The organism is Streptomyces sp. CO7 (assembly GCF_053474865.1).
Genome location: NZ_JBRIOU010000002.1, coordinates 185,609 through 200,036, shown reverse-complemented (window position 1 = coordinate 200,036; position 14,428 = coordinate 185,609). Strand labels below are relative to the sequence as shown.

Annotated in this window: 12 protein-coding genes and 1 pseudogene; 4 read left to right on the top strand and 9 right to left on the bottom strand. The window is 74.5% G+C overall.

Annotated elements, in window-relative coordinates:
- The coding region (locus ACOV8S_RS02810; protein ID WP_448315921.1) for an AfsR/SARP family transcriptional regulator at nt 1-712 on the bottom strand (712 nt) is incomplete at its 3' end.
- Between the two features lie 248 nt (nt 713-960).
- On the opposite strand from ACOV8S_RS02810, the gene ACOV8S_RS02805 reads away from it, so the two are divergent.
- From ACOV8S_RS02805 to ACOV8S_RS02790, 4 genes are all read left to right on the top strand, one after another.
- Nucleotides 961-1,320 (top strand): hypothetical protein, encoded by a 360-nt coding sequence (locus ACOV8S_RS02805; RefSeq protein WP_448315920.1) that lies wholly within the window; start codon nt 961-963, stop codon nt 1,318-1,320.
- Nucleotides 1,317-3,599: a TOMM precursor leader peptide-binding protein gene (locus tag ACOV8S_RS02800; RefSeq protein ID WP_448315919.1), complete on the top strand. Its 2,283-nt coding sequence runs from the start codon at nt 1,317-1,319 to the stop codon at nt 3,597-3,599. The genes ACOV8S_RS02805 and ACOV8S_RS02800 overlap by 4 nt, the downstream gene beginning before the upstream one ends.
- A 90-nt stretch (nt 3,600-3,689) precedes the next feature.
- Nucleotides 3,690-4,904 (top strand): sensor histidine kinase, encoded by a 1,215-nt coding sequence (locus ACOV8S_RS02795; protein ID WP_448315918.1) that lies wholly within the window; start codon nt 3,690-3,692, stop codon nt 4,902-4,904.
- 23 nt (nt 4,905-4,927) lie between these two features.
- Nucleotides 4,928-5,542 carry a response regulator transcription factor gene (locus ACOV8S_RS02790; protein ID WP_351113202.1) on the top strand — a complete coding sequence of 205 codons (615 nt, stop codon included), beginning with the start codon at nt 4,928-4,930 and terminating at the stop codon, nt 5,540-5,542.
- 168 nt (nt 5,543-5,710) lie between these two features.
- Here ACOV8S_RS02790 and ACOV8S_RS02785 read toward each other — a convergent pair.
- The 8 genes and pseudogenes from ACOV8S_RS02785 to ACOV8S_RS02750 form a co-directional block, all read right to left on the bottom strand.
- Nucleotides 5,711-6,007, bottom strand: a pseudogene (locus ACOV8S_RS02785) (4'-phosphopantetheinyl transferase family protein); the annotation flags it as partial.
- Between the two features lie 365 nt (nt 6,008-6,372).
- Nucleotides 6,373-7,629 carry an acyltransferase domain-containing protein gene (locus ACOV8S_RS02780; protein WP_448315917.1) on the bottom strand — a complete coding sequence of 419 codons (1,257 nt, stop codon included), beginning with the start codon at nt 7,627-7,629 and terminating at the stop codon, nt 6,373-6,375.
- Between the two features lie 38 nt (nt 7,630-7,667).
- The gene (locus ACOV8S_RS02775; RefSeq protein WP_448315916.1) at nt 7,668-9,395 is read right to left on the bottom strand and encodes an acyl-CoA dehydrogenase; all 1,728 of its coding nucleotides are present in this window, start codon (nt 9,393-9,395) and stop codon (nt 7,668-7,670) included.
- Nucleotides 9,392-11,149 carry a fatty acyl-AMP ligase gene (locus ACOV8S_RS02770; protein ID WP_448315915.1) on the bottom strand — a complete coding sequence of 586 codons (1,758 nt, stop codon included), beginning with the start codon at nt 11,147-11,149 and terminating at the stop codon, nt 9,392-9,394. Before ACOV8S_RS02770 ends, ACOV8S_RS02775 begins: the two co-directional genes overlap by 4 nt.
- Before the next feature lie 149 nt (nt 11,150-11,298).
- Complete coding sequence (locus ACOV8S_RS02765) at nt 11,299-11,490, bottom strand: acyl-CoA carboxylase subunit epsilon (protein ID WP_448315914.1); 192 nt, start codon at nt 11,488-11,490, stop codon at nt 11,299-11,301.
- 116 nt (nt 11,491-11,606) lie between these two features.
- The gene (locus ACOV8S_RS02760; RefSeq protein WP_448315913.1) at nt 11,607-12,242 is read right to left on the bottom strand and encodes an antibiotic biosynthesis monooxygenase family protein; all 636 of its coding nucleotides are present in this window, start codon (nt 12,240-12,242) and stop codon (nt 11,607-11,609) included.
- A complete protein-coding gene (locus tag ACOV8S_RS02755; RefSeq protein ID WP_448315912.1) occupies nt 12,229-13,215 on the bottom strand; it encodes an aromatase/cyclase in 987 nt (328 codons plus the stop codon). Before ACOV8S_RS02755 ends, ACOV8S_RS02760 begins: the two co-directional genes overlap by 14 nt.
- Before the next feature lie 138 nt (nt 13,216-13,353).
- Nucleotides 13,354-14,400: a ketoacyl-ACP synthase III family protein gene (locus ACOV8S_RS02750; protein WP_448315911.1), complete on the bottom strand. Its 1,047-nt coding sequence runs from the start codon at nt 14,398-14,400 to the stop codon at nt 13,354-13,356.
- Nucleotides 14,401-14,428: the final 28 nt, after the last annotated feature.

The following is a 14,428-nucleotide window of genomic DNA, read 5'->3' as shown; positions in this document are numbered from 1 at the left end:
GCGCGGGGCCGAGCTCGTCGATGAGGGTGCCGCGCAGCCGCTGGTAGGCCTCCAGGGCGCGCCAGGCCCCGCCGGCCCGGTGCAGCGCGGTCATCAGCTGGGCGCAGAAGTTCTCGTGCATGGGGTGCCGGGCGACCAGCACACGCAGTTCGGGCACGATCTCGGCATGCCGGCCCATCCGCAGGTCGGCGTCGATCCGCCGCTCCAGCGCGGCCATCCGGTCCTCCTCCAGGCGCAGCACCTCCAGCTCGAGAACGGTGCCGACGCGGACGTCGACGAGGGCGGAGCCCTGCCACATCCTCAGCGCCCCGCCGAGCAGTTCGGAGGCGGTGCGGTGGTCGCCCGCCTCGTGGGCGGCGCGTCCGGCGGCGGCGATACGGGCGAACTCGTGGGCGTCGACCTGGCCGGGCTGCACCTGCAGGAGGTATCCCCCGTGCTGGGTGACCAGGACGTCCTTGGGCCGGCGGGTCGGGTCGCCGTCGAGCGCGGCGGCGATCTTGCGGCGCAGCTGGAGGATGTACGTCTGCAGGGTGGTGACCGCGCTGCGCGGGATGTCCTCCCCCCATATCTCCTCCATGAGGGTCGCCACGGTCACCACCCGGTCGGCCTGCAGGGCGAGCAGCGACAGGATCTGCCGGGGCTTGGCCGCGGTGGGGACGACGGACACCCCGTTCTCACGGGCCGCCAGTGGTCCCAGGACCTGGATCTCCATGTTCACGCCCTCCTTCGGTGCGTACGGCAAGTCCCTGGGTGGGCCCTGCACGGGCTGCGGAGTCTGCGGCGAGCCTCGCACCTGCGGCGTTCGAGTCCCAGTGAGCGCGTCACGTGGACGGGCGTGAAAATGTCATGCCCCGCAGGTGACGTCGGCACTGTGCCGTCCGGCACGGCGCCCACCAGAATCCTGGCCATCGGGAAGTGAACGCAGCTTCGTGAGTCCGAACCCAACACAGGGGGATCACCATGAACACCGTCACGCACCTCTCCGCGCCGGCCGTCTCCGGGGCCGGCGCGCTCCCGCTGACCGGCGATCACCGCTTCGCCCTGCTGACCGCCCGCGCCGGCCTCGAGCCCGAGCTGGCGCAGCGTTACACGAGCGACCCGGTCGCGGTCCTCGCCGAGTTCGGGTTCGCGGCGTCGGAGCCGGTGTACGGGGACGACTTCGCGGAGGCGTTCGGCGCCTCCCTCGCCGACGGCGGCATCGGCCGGACCCTGGTCATCGACCACCTGGACCGGCCGGGCTCCGGCGCGGCCGGCGGCTGCTACGGCTGCGCCACCATCATGGCGCCGCTTCCCGGTGATGCCGGGGCGGCGCCTGCATGACCATCGCCGACGGGGGAACCGGCACGGAGCTGCCGGTGGGGTTCAAGAGACATCTGCGGGTGGAGGCCATCGACGGCGACGCCGTCTACCTCCTCTCGGAGCGGGGGACGACGGCGCTGCAGGGCCGTGAGGTCCAGGAACTCGCGGCGCTGCTGGACGGCACCCGCACCCTGTCGGGCGTGCTGCGGGAGGCGGCGGCCACGGTGCCGCCGGCCACCGCGGCGCGCGTGATCGCCGAACTGGCGCGGGCCGACCTGGTCGGCTACCACGACCCCGCCTCGGACGCGGCGGCCGAGGCGTACTGGGAGTTCGCGGGACTGAACCCCCGGAGCGCGTCGGCCTCGTTCCGCCTCAACGCGGTGCGGGTCGTGGACCTGGGCGGCCGCCGGGACCCCGCCGCCGCGGAGGCCGAGTGCCGGGCGGCCGGGCTGCGGGTGGTCGGCGCCGGTGAGCCCGGCGAGGAGGCCGCCCTCACCCTCGTCCTGTGCGACGACTACCTGGACCCCCGTCTCGCCGAGGTGGACGCCTGGCACCGGGCGGCCGGCCGGGTCTGGCTGCCGGCCAAGCCGTCCGGCGCGGAGACCTGGGTGGGCCCGGTGTTCGGCGAGGACGGGGCCGCCTGCTGGGCGTGTCTGGCGCACCGGCTGCGCCAGCACCGCACCTCGACGGCGCCGGTGCTGCACGCCCTGGGGCTGGACGGGACGGTTCCGGTCCCTGAGGTCTCCTTCGCCACCGTGCGGGCGCTGGGCCTGCACACCGCGGTGCTGGAGGCGGCGAAGTGGGTGGCGGGGATGCGGTACGAGGGGCAGCGCGCGGTGTGCACCCTGGACACCCGCACCCTGGCCACCGAGCGGCACCCGGTGTCGCGCCGTCCGCAGTGCCCCGTCTGCGGGGACCCGCGGCTGGTCGCCCGGCAGGTGCGGCGGCCCTTCGTGCCGGCCTCCAGCCCCAAGGCGGGCGTGGTGGGCGGCAACCACCGCTCGCTGAGCGCGGCGGCGGTGCTGGCGCGCTACCGGCACCTGGCCGACCCGGTCACCGGGATCGTCTCGGAGCTGAGACCCGCCCCCGGTTCGCCGGAGGGCCTGAACCGCTACCTGGCCGGCCGCAACCTGGCCCTGGGCGACAGCCGTTCGCTGGCCGGTCTGCGGGGCGGCCTGCGCGGCCGCAGCGGCGGCAAGGGCACCACGCCCGAGGAGGCCGAGGTCGGCGCGCTGTGCGAGGCGCTGGAACGTTACTGCGGAGCGCGCCAGGGCGACGAGCCCGTAGTGCGCGACTCCCTCGCCGGGCTCGGCGAGGCGGCCCTGCACCCCAACGCCTGCCAGCTGTACGCCGACCGGCAGTTCGCGGAGCGGCACCTCTGGAACCCGGTGCACGCGCAGTTCCAGCAGGTCCCCCCGCCGTTCGACCCGCACGCGCCGGTCGACTGGACGCCGGTGTGGTCGCTGACCGCGGGCGCCCACCGGCTGCTGCCCACCTCGATGCTGTACTTCGGCCCGCCCCCGGGCGGCGTCGCCGCGGCGCCGTGGGCGGACTCCAACGGCAACGCGGCCGGCAGCAGCCCGGAGGACGCCGTGGTCCAGGGGTTCCTGGAACTCGTGGAACGCGACGCGGTGGCCCTGTGGTGGTACAACCGCACCCGCCAGCCGGCCGTGGACCTCGACGCCTTCGACGAGCCGTGGCTGGCCCGCACCCGCCTCGCCTACGAGCGGCTCGGCCGCGAGCTGTGGGTCCTGGACCTGACGGCCGACCTGGGCATCCCGGTCATGGCGGCGGTGACCCGACGCTCCTCGGGACCGGTCCAGGGCATCTCCTTCGGGTTCGGCGCCCACTTCGACCCGCGGCTCGCGCTGCGCAGGGCGGTCACCGAGGCCGCCCAACTGCTGCCTGCACAAGCGGAATCAGCCGATCTCGTGTCCGACGACGTGGACCTGACCCGCTGGTGGCACGGGGCGACGGTGGAGAATCAGCCATACCTTCGCCAAGATCCGGCCGAAGCCCCGCGCACCCCCGCGTCCTATTCCTTTTCGCACCGCGAGGACCTGCGCGAGGACGTCGAATTCGCCGAGAAGCTCGTGCGCGACCGCGGCATGGAGATGCTCGTCCTGGATCAGACCCGTCCCGACGTGGGACTACCTGTGGTGAAGGTCGTCATTCCCGGAATGCGTCACTTCTGGGCGCGTTTCGCCCCCGGTCGCCTGTTCGAGGTTCCGGTTGCCCTCGGCAGGCTGCCGCGCCCGACTCCGTACGGGGAAATCAACCCGATCCCCCTGTTTGTCTGATTCGGGCAGTGACCGCGCACTGTTGGCCTGGGGCCAGTCTCGCGGCTTACCATGCGTCCGCCATCACGGATCCCTGGCTAGGAGGCGGCGATGCCGACGAGGAACGCCGTTCGGGTCTCACCCCGGACGCAGGCACCGGCTCCACGGCTCGCCCAGGCGATCATCGTCGTGGCCCTGCTGTTGTACAGCACGATCACCGTGCTGAACGTCGTGCGCACCAGCCCCCCGGTGGGCGAACTGACCGTCTGCGTCGCCCTCGTGCTGGCGTTGTTCGGGGTGCAGTTCGCTGTCTCCTCGCCGGGGGCCCGGCAATGGCCCTCCTCGCGGAAGGCACTGATGCTCGGGCTCCAGGCGGTGCTCACCTTCGCGCCCCTGATCTGGTTCGGCGTCAGCTGGGGCAGCATGGAGGGGCCGCTCGCGGCCTCCCTGCTGCTGACCCTGCCGCCCCGTTACGCCTGGCCGAGCTACGGCGCGCTGATCGCGTTCATCCCGGTGTACAACCTGCTGGCGGGGGCCCCGTTCGACCTGGTGGTCTACTACACCCTCGCCGGCACGCTGACCGGTCTGGTCATCTACGGCCTGACCCGCCTGACCGACCTGGTCCGCGAGGTGCACGACACCCGCGAGGAGCTGGCGCGGATGGCCGTCGCGCAGGAGCGCCTGCGCTTCGCCCGCGACCTGCACGACCTGCTGGGCTACAGCCTCTCGGCCATCACCCTGAAGGGGGAGCTGATCCAGCGTCTGATCACCACCCGTCCCGAGGCGGCGCGCCGGGAGATCACCTCGGTGCTCCAGGTGGCGCGGCAGGCGCTGGCCGACGTGCGCCTGGTCTCCAGCGGTTACCGCGACATGTCGCTGTCCGAGGAGGCGGAGTCCGCGGGCACGGTGCTGGCCGCCGCCGACGTACGGGCGCGCGTCGAGGTGGAGTGCGGACGGCTGCACCCGGTCGTCGACACGGTCCTCGCGACGGCGTTGCGCGAGGGCGTCACCAACATCCTCCGGCACAGCCGGGTCCGGGTGTGCGCCATCGAGGCGGAGACGGACGACGAAACGGTCCGCCTCCGCCTGACCAACGACCACCCGCACGAACAGGGCCGGATGTTCTCGGACCACTCGGGCGGCAGCGGACTGGACAACCTGCGGTGCCGGCTGGCCGCCATCGGCGGCGGGCTGTCCGCGGGACTCCGGGACGACGGCAGGTTCCTGTTGGAGGTATGGGCGCCCCTGCGGCCCCAGAGTCCGGAGGAGGACGCGGAGTCGCTGCTGTTCGAGCCGGCCCGCCTGGAGAGAACCGCAGTGGCATGACAGTCATCTGACCGGGGGTAAGGATGTTGTCGGTGAGAATCCTCCTTGCCGAGGATGTGCACATGGTCCGGGGCGCGCTCGTCGCGCTGCTCCAGCTGGAGCCGGATCTGCACGTGGTGTCGACCGTCGACCGCGGTGACACCATCGTCGAGGCCGCGCTGGCCTGCAGGCCGGACGTGGCGGTGATAGACGTCGACCTGCCGGGCATCGACGGGCTGACCGCGGCCGCCGAGCTGCACGAGCGGTTGCCGAGCTGCCGCACGCTGATCCTGACCACGCTCGGGCGCCCGGGCACGCTCCGCCGTGCCCTGTCGGCGCAGGTGTCCGGCTTCCTGCTCAAGGACTCGCCGCCCGACCAGCTCGCGCTGGCCGTCCGGTCGGTGGCGTCCGGCCGCAGGGTGGTGGACCCGCAGCTCGCGCTGACGGCGTGGGACTCGCCGGAGAACCCGCTGTCGCCGCGCGAGCTGGAGGTCCTACGCCTCGCCGCCCGGGGCGCCGACGCCGCCGAGATCGCCGGCTGCCTCTATCTGTCCAAGGGCACCGTCCGCAACTACCTGACGGCCATCGTCGGCAAGCTGGGCGCCCGGAACCGCATCGACGCGATCCGCATCGCCGAGGAGGCCGGCTGGCTGCCCTGACCGGGCCGGGCCGCGCGCCGGGCCGCCGGCGCCGAGCAGCGCGTCGAGCATGCCGTCGTCCAGCATGGTGCCCACCGACAGGTCCGCCAGGTCGCCGAACCCGGCGTCCCAGACGGCGACGCTCAGCACGAATCCGGCGCCCGCCGGGTAGGTGCCGAACTGCCACTCGCCGCCGGGCACCGGTGTGCCGTCGGGCCGCACCAGGCGCGGCGCGGCGTCGTCCAGGGCGAAGCCGAACTCGGTGAACCGGAAGCGCAGTCCCTGACCGAGCGCCTTGCTGTAGGCCTCCTTCAGGGTCCACAGCCGCACCATGGTGGCGTTGCGCGTCTCCTCGCCGCCCGCGTCCAGCCGTGCCTTCTCGTAGGGGGTGCACGCCTGCCGTTCGGAGCCGGTGTGCGCCAGACGCCGGTCGGCGCGCTCGACGTCCACCCCGATCCGGCCCCGGCGGGTGATGCCGACGACCATGACGTCCTCGGTGTGGCTGAGGCTGACGTCGATCTGGTCGCAACCGCGCACATAGGGGCGGCCGCCCGGCTGGTAGGCGAGGTCGACCAGTTCGGGCGCGGTGCCGAGGACCGCGGCCGCCGAGCAGCGCAGCATGAGCCGCGAGGCCGCGAACCGCTCCCGCGAGCGGGCCCGGCCCATGCTCTCGTAGCGCCGCCAGTCGCGTCCCAGCCGGCGCCGCAGGTCGGCCTCCGAGCCGCCGTCGGGCAGCCACGGGCCCATCCGGGCGTACAGCACGACGGTGCCGGTGCGCAGCAGTTCGGCGCGCGCCTCGTCCCAGGGGCCGTCCGGGTCCGCGGCCTCCAGCGGGCGTCCGGTCCGTCCCCTCACCGGGTGCCTCCCGGCAGGGCCGCGGCCAGCGGACCGGCGTCGAGGGCGGAGATCACCCCTGCCAGGTCGACGGCGTCGCTCTCCGGTCCCTGGCACACCGGCAGGCAGACGGGTCCGCGCGGGCCTCCGCCCATCCGCCGCAGGTAGGGGGTGAGCACCGCGCGCGGGCCGATCTCGACGACGTGGGTCGGCGTCTGCTGGGCGAGCATGCCGCGGGCCGCGTCGGCGAAGCGGACGGGCGCGGTGATCTGCTCGCTCCAGTAGGAGGTGTAGAGCGGCTCGGTGGTCAGCCGTCCGTGGACCGTCGAGTAGAACGGCACCCGGGCGGCCGCCGCGCGGATCCGGCGCAGTTCGGCCTCGAACGGGGCGACCACCGGGGCCATCAGCGGCGAGTGGAAGGCGTGCGAGACGGCCAGGTGACGGCAGCGGACGGAGCGCTCCGCCAGCCGGCCCTCGATGCGGGCCAGGGCGGCCCGGTCGCCGGACAGCACCACGGACTTGGCCGCGTTGACGGCGCCGATGCCGGCGGCGGGCTCCTCGGCGACGAGTTCGGCCGCCTCGTGCGGGGTGACGCAGACGGCCATCATGCCGCCGCCGGGCGGCAGTTCCTGCATGAGGGCGCCGCGCGCGCAGGCCAGGCGGGCGGCGTCCGGGAGGGTCAGCGCGCCGGCGACGGCGGCGGCCGCGAACTCGCCGATGCCGTGGCCCAGGACGGCGACCGGGCGCACCCCGGCCTCCTCCAGGGTGCGCGCCAGGGCGTAGCCGACGGCGAACAGGGCGGGCTGGGTCAGCGCGGTGCGGTGGACGGCCTGGTCGCCGGTGAGGATCAGCTCGACCACGGACCGTCCCGTCCAGGGGCGGACGGCGGCGTCCGCCTCGTCCAGGAAGGTCCGGTAGCCGGTGGAGTGGCGGTAGAGGCCGGTGGTCATGCCGGGGTGCTGGGAGCCCTGTCCGGTGAAGACGAACGCGGTCCGCACCCGGTGGCCGTCCCGGCCCGCGCCGCGCATGGCGAGCAGCTCGGCGAGCCGGCGCACGGTGGGGTACGCCCGGACGTCGTCGGGTTCGATGAGCTCTCCGAACTCCTCCTCGATGTCGCCGTACAGGCTGAGCGCCGCCACCGAGTCGAAGCCCTCCTCGGCCAGCGGCACGCTGTCGTCGACGGGGTGTCCGATGTAGTGCGCGACGCGTTCGCTCAGCCATTCCCGGTGCGCGACGGCGAAGTCGTCCTGTTCTTCGTGTGGTTGGTCCTTCATGGGGTGCTCCCTGACGTGCTCTGCGGGGGGACGGGGGGTCAGGCGAGCCGGGAGGCGTAGAGGTCGTAGCTGCGGCGGTTGTGCAGCCGCGCGACGACCTCGTCGAGCACCAGCCGTTCCTGCCCTTCCGGACGGTCGGGCAGCGGCAGCCCGAGGCGTTCGACGAGGCGGTAGAGCGCCGCGGTGATCCAGGCGGGCGTGGCGATGAAGGCGCTCGCGGGGCCGGTGGGGGCCCTGCGCTCCTCCCGCCACACCCCGAGGCAGGCCGCCGCGGCGAGGACGAGGGTGTAGCGGTCCGCGAGCCCGAAGCTGCGGGGGCTGGACAGCGCCTCGCGGTCCCCCTCGGCGACGTCCTCGAACGCCTTCTTCAGCTCGGCGAGTTCGCCCGTGAGGACCCGCACCAGGAACCGCAGGACGGGGCCGCCGTCGTCGCACGGCGGCCGGGCCGCCTCCAGGAGGTCGGTACAGGCGACCAGCGTCGCGGCGAGCGGGTCGCCGTCGCCGAGGAGCACCAGCTGCGAGAGGTCGAGTGGGGGGATCGCCTCGTCGTGCCGGAACAGGGAGGGCGGCGGTTCGGGGTCGGCGAACCAGGCGTGCCGGGCGAAGTAGGGCAGCTGCGGCAGGATGCTGACCTGCCGGCCGGCGCTGCCGGCGTGCCCGAGGGAGGTGACCGGCAGGTCGCGGCGCTGCTTCTGGAACATCCCGTACGCGCCGTCCTGCGCGAAGGTCTCCTCGCCCAGCACGGAGGACATCTCGTCCATGCTCTCCGCGACCAGCTTGGGGGCCAGGTAGGCGGCGGCCGCCGCGTACGCGCTCATCTGCCCGGGCAGCAGGTGCAGCGCCCGGGTGGCGACCAGGGCGAGGCAGTCGATGACCAGCAGGTCGAGGAAGCCGCCGGTGAGGACGTCCCGCACGTGCCGCACGTCCAGGGAGGAGCGGCCGTCGGCGCGGGTGCGGACGGCGAAGCGGACCACGGTGCGCAGCGCGGTGTCGGCGCCCGCGAGGACGATCGACGGGATGAGGCCGCGGATCAGCAGGGAGGAACGCAGCGACAGTTCGTAGCCGTCGCCGATCTTTCCGAGCACCGCGTCGGCGGGCACCGGGCAGTCGGTGATCGCCAGTCCGCCGAACTCGGCGCTGCGCATGCCGGTGGTGGTGCGGCGGGCCAGGTCGGTGACCCGGTCGGCGGGCAGCTCGTCGCGGTCGAGCAGCAGGACGCTGTGGCTGCGGCCGCGGGCGGCCGCGCCCGTGCGGGCGAAGACGACCAGGCCGGTGGCGCGGGAGGCGTTGGCGATGGCCGACTTGCTGCCGTCCAGCACCAGGCCGCCGGGGACGGGCCGGGCGGTGAACTCGTCGCGGACGAAGTCGTTGCCGTGGGCGACCTCGTGCCGGGCGACGGCGATGCGCCGGCCGGTCAGGAGGAGCCGGGCGGCGTGCCGGCGCTGCTCCTCGTCGCCGGCGGTCCACACCGGGGCGGCGGCGAAGAAGCAGTTGAGGCCGTAGCCGAAGCCCAGGGAGGCGTCGCGGCGGAACACCGGGCGCAGCAGTCTGCCCAGGTGGTCCATCCGCTCGAGCCGGCCGCCGACGTCGGCGGGGACGAACTCGGCGTTGAGCCCGAAGTCGTCGAGCACCCGCTCGGCCTCGGGCAGCATCTCGCCGGCCGCGTCGGCGGCCAGCAGGGCCGCGGCGCCCAGCGGGTTGTCCGGGTCGTCGAGGGCGCCGAACGCCAGCTCCAGGGCCGCCGCGCGTTCGGGTGCGCCGGTCACCGCCCGCCCCCGGCCACCAGCAGCCGCTCGACCTCGGGTTCCACGCTCTGGTGCAGCGGGGCGAGTTCGCCGCGCAGGAACAGGCGGCGCATCGCGGCCCGCTCCACCTTGCCGCTCGTGGTCCGGCGGACCGTGCCCGGCCGCACCAGCAGGACGGCGGCGGCCCGCACGTCGTACTCCTCGGTGATGCGCTGCTGCACGGCGGCCGCCAGAGCGGCCAGGTCGACGTCGTAGCGGCTGCCGGCGCGCATCTCCTGGATGATGACGATCCGTTCGCGGGCGCCGGGCACGGCGAAGGCGGTGGCCGCGCCGAACACCCCGCTGACCTGCTGGACGGTGCGCTCCAGGTCCTGCGGGTAGAGGTTGCGCCCGGCGACCACGATCATGTCCTTGAGGCGGCCGGTGACGTACAGCAGGCCGTCGTGGAAGGCGCCGAGGTCTCCGGTGCGCAGGTACCCGCCGCCGCCCTGTCCGGCGATCCGGCAGCCGAACGCGGCGGTCGTCTCGGCGGGGCGGGCCCAGTAGCCGGGGCCGACGCCGGCGCCTCTGACCCAGACCTCGCCGACGTGGCCGTCGGGGACCTCGGCGTGGCTGTCGGGGTCGACGATCCGCACGTCGGCGGAGGCGGGCGGCCCGCAGTGCGCGAGGAGGCGCACCTGGCCGGCGGGCTCTTCGAGCCGGCCGCTCTCCAGGGCCACGGCGTCGACGGGGAGCGGTGCGGCGCCGTCCTCGCGGGAGCCGGAGACCATCAGGGTGGCCTCGGCCAGGCCGTAGCAGGGCGTCAGTGCCCGCGGGTCGAGCCCGGCCGGGGCGAACCGCTCGGCGAACGCGGCCAGGGTGGTGGCGTCGATGGGCTCGCCGCCGTCGACGGCGGTCTGCCAGCAGGACAGGTCGAGGCCGGCGAGCTGGGAGTCGTTGACGCGGCGCACGCACATCTCGTACGCGAAGTCCGGGGCGGCGCTCACGGCGATCCGGTGACGGGAGATGGTCTCCAGCCAGTTGGCGGGGCGCCGGACGAAGGCGGCCGGGGTCAGCAGGACGGCGGTGCCGCCGAGCCACAGCGGGTGCAGCAGCTGCCCCACCAGGCCCATGTCGTGGTACAGCGGCAGCCAGCCGCCGACCCGGACGCCCTCGCGGGTGCCCAGCGCCTGCCGGATGGCCCGCTGGTTGGCGAGCAGGCTGCGGTGGGTGACGACCACGCCGCGCGGGTCGCGGGTCGAGCCGGAGGTGTACTGGAGGTAGGCGACCGCGTCGGCGTCCGGCGCGGACGGCTCGTCGGAGCCGGGGCCGACGGCGGTCGGGGCGTCCGCGGCCGGACCGTCGGTGGGCAGGCAGACGACCTCGCCGTGACCGGTGCGGGCGAGCAGCCGCGACACCTCGCCGGCCTCGTCGGTGGAGGTGAGCACGCAGACCGCGGCCGTCTCCCGGACGATCCCGGCGACCCGCTGGTCGTGGTGGCCGCGCCCGTCGGGCGGGGCCACGGGGACGGCGACCGCGCCCGCGTGGAGGCAGGCGAGGAACGCGGTGACGAACAGTTCGCGCGAGCGGTGGGCGACCAGCACCCTCTCGCCCGGGCGGACGTGCCGGGCCAGCACGGCGGCCAGGCCGCGCACCGAGCGGTCGAGGGCGGCGTAGGTGATCGTCCTGGGCCGCAGGCCGCCGCGGTGCTCGGTGAGGAGGATCAGCGCCTCCCGGTCCGGCGTCCTGACCGCTTGGGCCCGGATGTGCTCCGTCAACGTCCGGTGAACGCTCACGTCTCCCCCTCCCCCGCCGTGCACCCGTCCTCCGGGACGGGCGGCGGCGGCCGGCTCTGCTGTCGGCGGGCGGAGTGCCTGTCCCTCGGCGCTCTCGTCGAGGGGGGCTCCGCCGCGCGTGGATGTGCGGTCCTGCCGCGGGCTCCCGGTCACGGCGTGGTCCCCGCGGGCACGGGCCGGTGGCCGTCGCTCCGCACGGTCCAGCCGGCGTACGCCGGCCGGGCCGGCGCGCCGGGTTCGCCGGCGCGGCGCGACAGGGCGAGCAGCACGGCCGTGACCGCCGCCAGCTCGGCCGCGTCGGGCCGGCCCCGGACCACCTCGATACGCATCGGATTCGCCATGCCGACAGCCTGCGCCCGGCCGCTCGAAGCGGGCTCGCGTCCCGGACGCGCCGGAGCCGAGGCCCCCGGGCCGTGTCCGGCACGGTCGGGTCCTCGGCTCCGGCGAGGTGCGCGCCTCAGGACAGGAGGCGTTCGTAGGCGACGTGCCGGGTGCGTTCCACCTCGACGTCGGCGGTGTTGCGCATCCGGGCGAGCAGCGAGACGTGGCCGCGGCCGGCCAGCGCCCGCTCGCAGTCCCCGGTGTCGCGCCACCAGTGCACGCCCGTCCAGGTGCCCGGGTGCAGCGTGGAGCGCAGCAGGTCGCTGCCGCCGAAGCCGTCGAGCCCGGCGAAGTACTCCGTGGTCTCGGCGAACAGGCGCCGGAAGGCGGAGGAGTCGCTGCCGCCGAAGGTCCTGGCCCGGGTCAGGACGACGTTCTCCGCACCCACCAGGGCCTCCCCGCGCAGCACCCGGCCCTCGCTGACGGCCTGGTCCGCCTCGGCGTCGACCATGGGGCCGAGCTTCCTGACGTAGCCGTGGAAGTCGTCCTCGTGCACGGTGTCCAGGAAGCCGCGGGTGGTCCGCCAGTGCCCCAGGTGCACGTACACGTCGGGACGCTCGACGAGCCGGACGGTGACCAGGAAGGCGAAGTCGGGCCGGCCCCGCAGGTACTGGGAGTGCTCGCGGAACGCCCGCTCGAAGCGTCCGGTGTCGCCCCGGACCGTGAACCGGTTGATCACGGTGAGCGGGGTCTCCTGCCTACGCCCGGGCACGCGCTTCCTCCGCGAACCGCTTGGCGTGCTTCAGGGTGGTCGAGCTGTTGGTGCCCAGCGCCTTGCGCACCAGCGCGCGGGCCTCGGCGAGGGTGGCCTCGGGGCCGAGCGCGGTGCGCACGCCCTCCGGGTCGAGGGTGACGGTGTGCCAGGAGGTGGCCCGCACGTTGCCGTCGCCGAGGGTCTCGATCACCCAGCGCCCGGTGTGGCCGCTCATCGCGACCGGCACCTTGAGCTGCTTGTAGACGATCACGTTGCGGTCCTCGAACACCACGCGCACCGACGTGGTGTTGTGGGTGGATCCGTCCGGGCTCGCGGTGTCCATGTCCATGTGCTGGATGCCGGTGCCGTCCTCGGTGAGGTCGAGGCGGGCCACGTGCGGGAGGCGCTCGGGCCACAGGTCGGCGCGGTCCAGGAAGGCGAAGACGTCGCCTGCCGCGCCGAAAACGGTCTCGGAGTCGCTGAAGGTGAAGTGCAGTTCCTCGCGTGCGTCGCCGAGTTCGGCGGTGTTCTTCAGGGCGAGGAGTTCGGCGCGGCTGTTGCCGTCCACGGCGCGCTCGATGAGTTCCTCGGCGGCCGGGTCGCCGTCCACGGCGCGGTAGTCGTGCAGCAGCGTGACGTGGGTGGTGCCGTCCTCCAGTTCCCGCAGGCGCCACTCGCCGCCCATGGAGGCGACGGGCGCGGCGGTGACGACCTGGCGGAAGGTGATGGTGCGGGCGGCCGGGTCCAGTTCGCGGCGCGAGGTCCAGGTGCGGACGCGGTCGCCGGCCACCGCCCAGATGCGCAGGAGCTGCTCGCCGCCCTCGGCGGGGGCCTCCTCCAGCACCTCGACGTGCACCGTGGGCCCGAAGACCTGCGGCCACCCGGCGACGTCGGCCACCAGCGCGTAGACGGTGTCGGCCGGCGCGGCCACGGTGATGGTGTGCTCGGTGACGTGCAGTGCTTCGGTCTCGGACGCAGCGGTGGGTGCCACGGTGACACTCCCTTCGGACGGTCCGCCAAAGGGCGGAACTCGAGGCTGGCATGAACGGCTGGAGCGGAACTGGAGCCGCGGTGGACCGCCGGTGGGTCCGGGAACGGGACCGCCGGGGACCGCGACCGGGTCGAGAGGTCAGCGGGCGGGGTCCTGCGACGCCCAGGAGGGCCGCTCGAGGACGTCGACGACGGCGCAGCCCCAGCTGTAGCCGGCGCCGACGCTCACCAGGACCACCCGGTCGCCGGGCTTCGCGCGGCCGGTGGAGACGAGGTGGTCGAGCCCGGCGAACTGGTCACCGGCACCGAGGTGGCCGACGCCGCGGCTGAAGTCCCAGGTGGTGCGCGCGGGGTCGATGCCGAACGGCTTGTAGTAGATGGCGGTCAGCCGGCGGCGGCCGAAGTGCGGCAGCACCACCCAGTCGGCCTCCGCCAGGTCGGAGCCCGCGTCCGCGAGGGCCTGCTTGATGACCGTCTGCTGGCCGTTGTGGGCACGGGTGATCGCGTAGGACAGACCGGTGCGGCCGACGAAGGCCTTCTTGGCCGCCTCGAAGTCGACGGGCATGCGGTGGCCGAACGGCGCCGTGGTGAACGGGTCGTCGCCGCGGTGCAGCGGCTCCAGGTCCGGGTCGGCGTGCAGCGCGAGGGAGACCAGGCGGGCGTGGCCGCCGCGCCGGGAGAGCACCAGCGCGGTCGCGCCGTCGGCGTAGGGGGTGCCCGGGTCGGTGGTCCAGCGGTCGATGCCGGGCGCGCAGAAGCGGTCCGCGGTGGTCAGGAGGGCGTCACCGCGGCCGTGGCCGGCCGTCAGGTAGGCGGTGGCGAGGTCGAGGGCGGCCAGTCCGCCGTTGGACATCTGGCGGATCTCGACGGCCGGGCAGCTGTTGCGCAGTGCCTCGCGCTGGATGTACGAGGCGACCGGCCACAGGTCCTGGCCCTGGTGGTAGGTGTCGGCGTGCAGCAGCAGGTCCACGTCGCCGCCGTCGCTGCCGGCCCGGGCCAGCGCGGTGCGCGCCGCGGCGGCGGCCATCTCGGCGGCCGACTCGTCGGGCGAGTACGCCACCGACTCCATGCCGGTGGCGGCGGCCGTCCCCGGCGGGCACGCGCCGGAGGCGACGGCGTCGGCGAGCATGATGCGGGAGGGGAGCCGGGTGGAGGTCCCCCGTATGTAGACGTCTTCGGGACGCACTGTCTCTCCAGCTCTGCTTGTCGGGGGC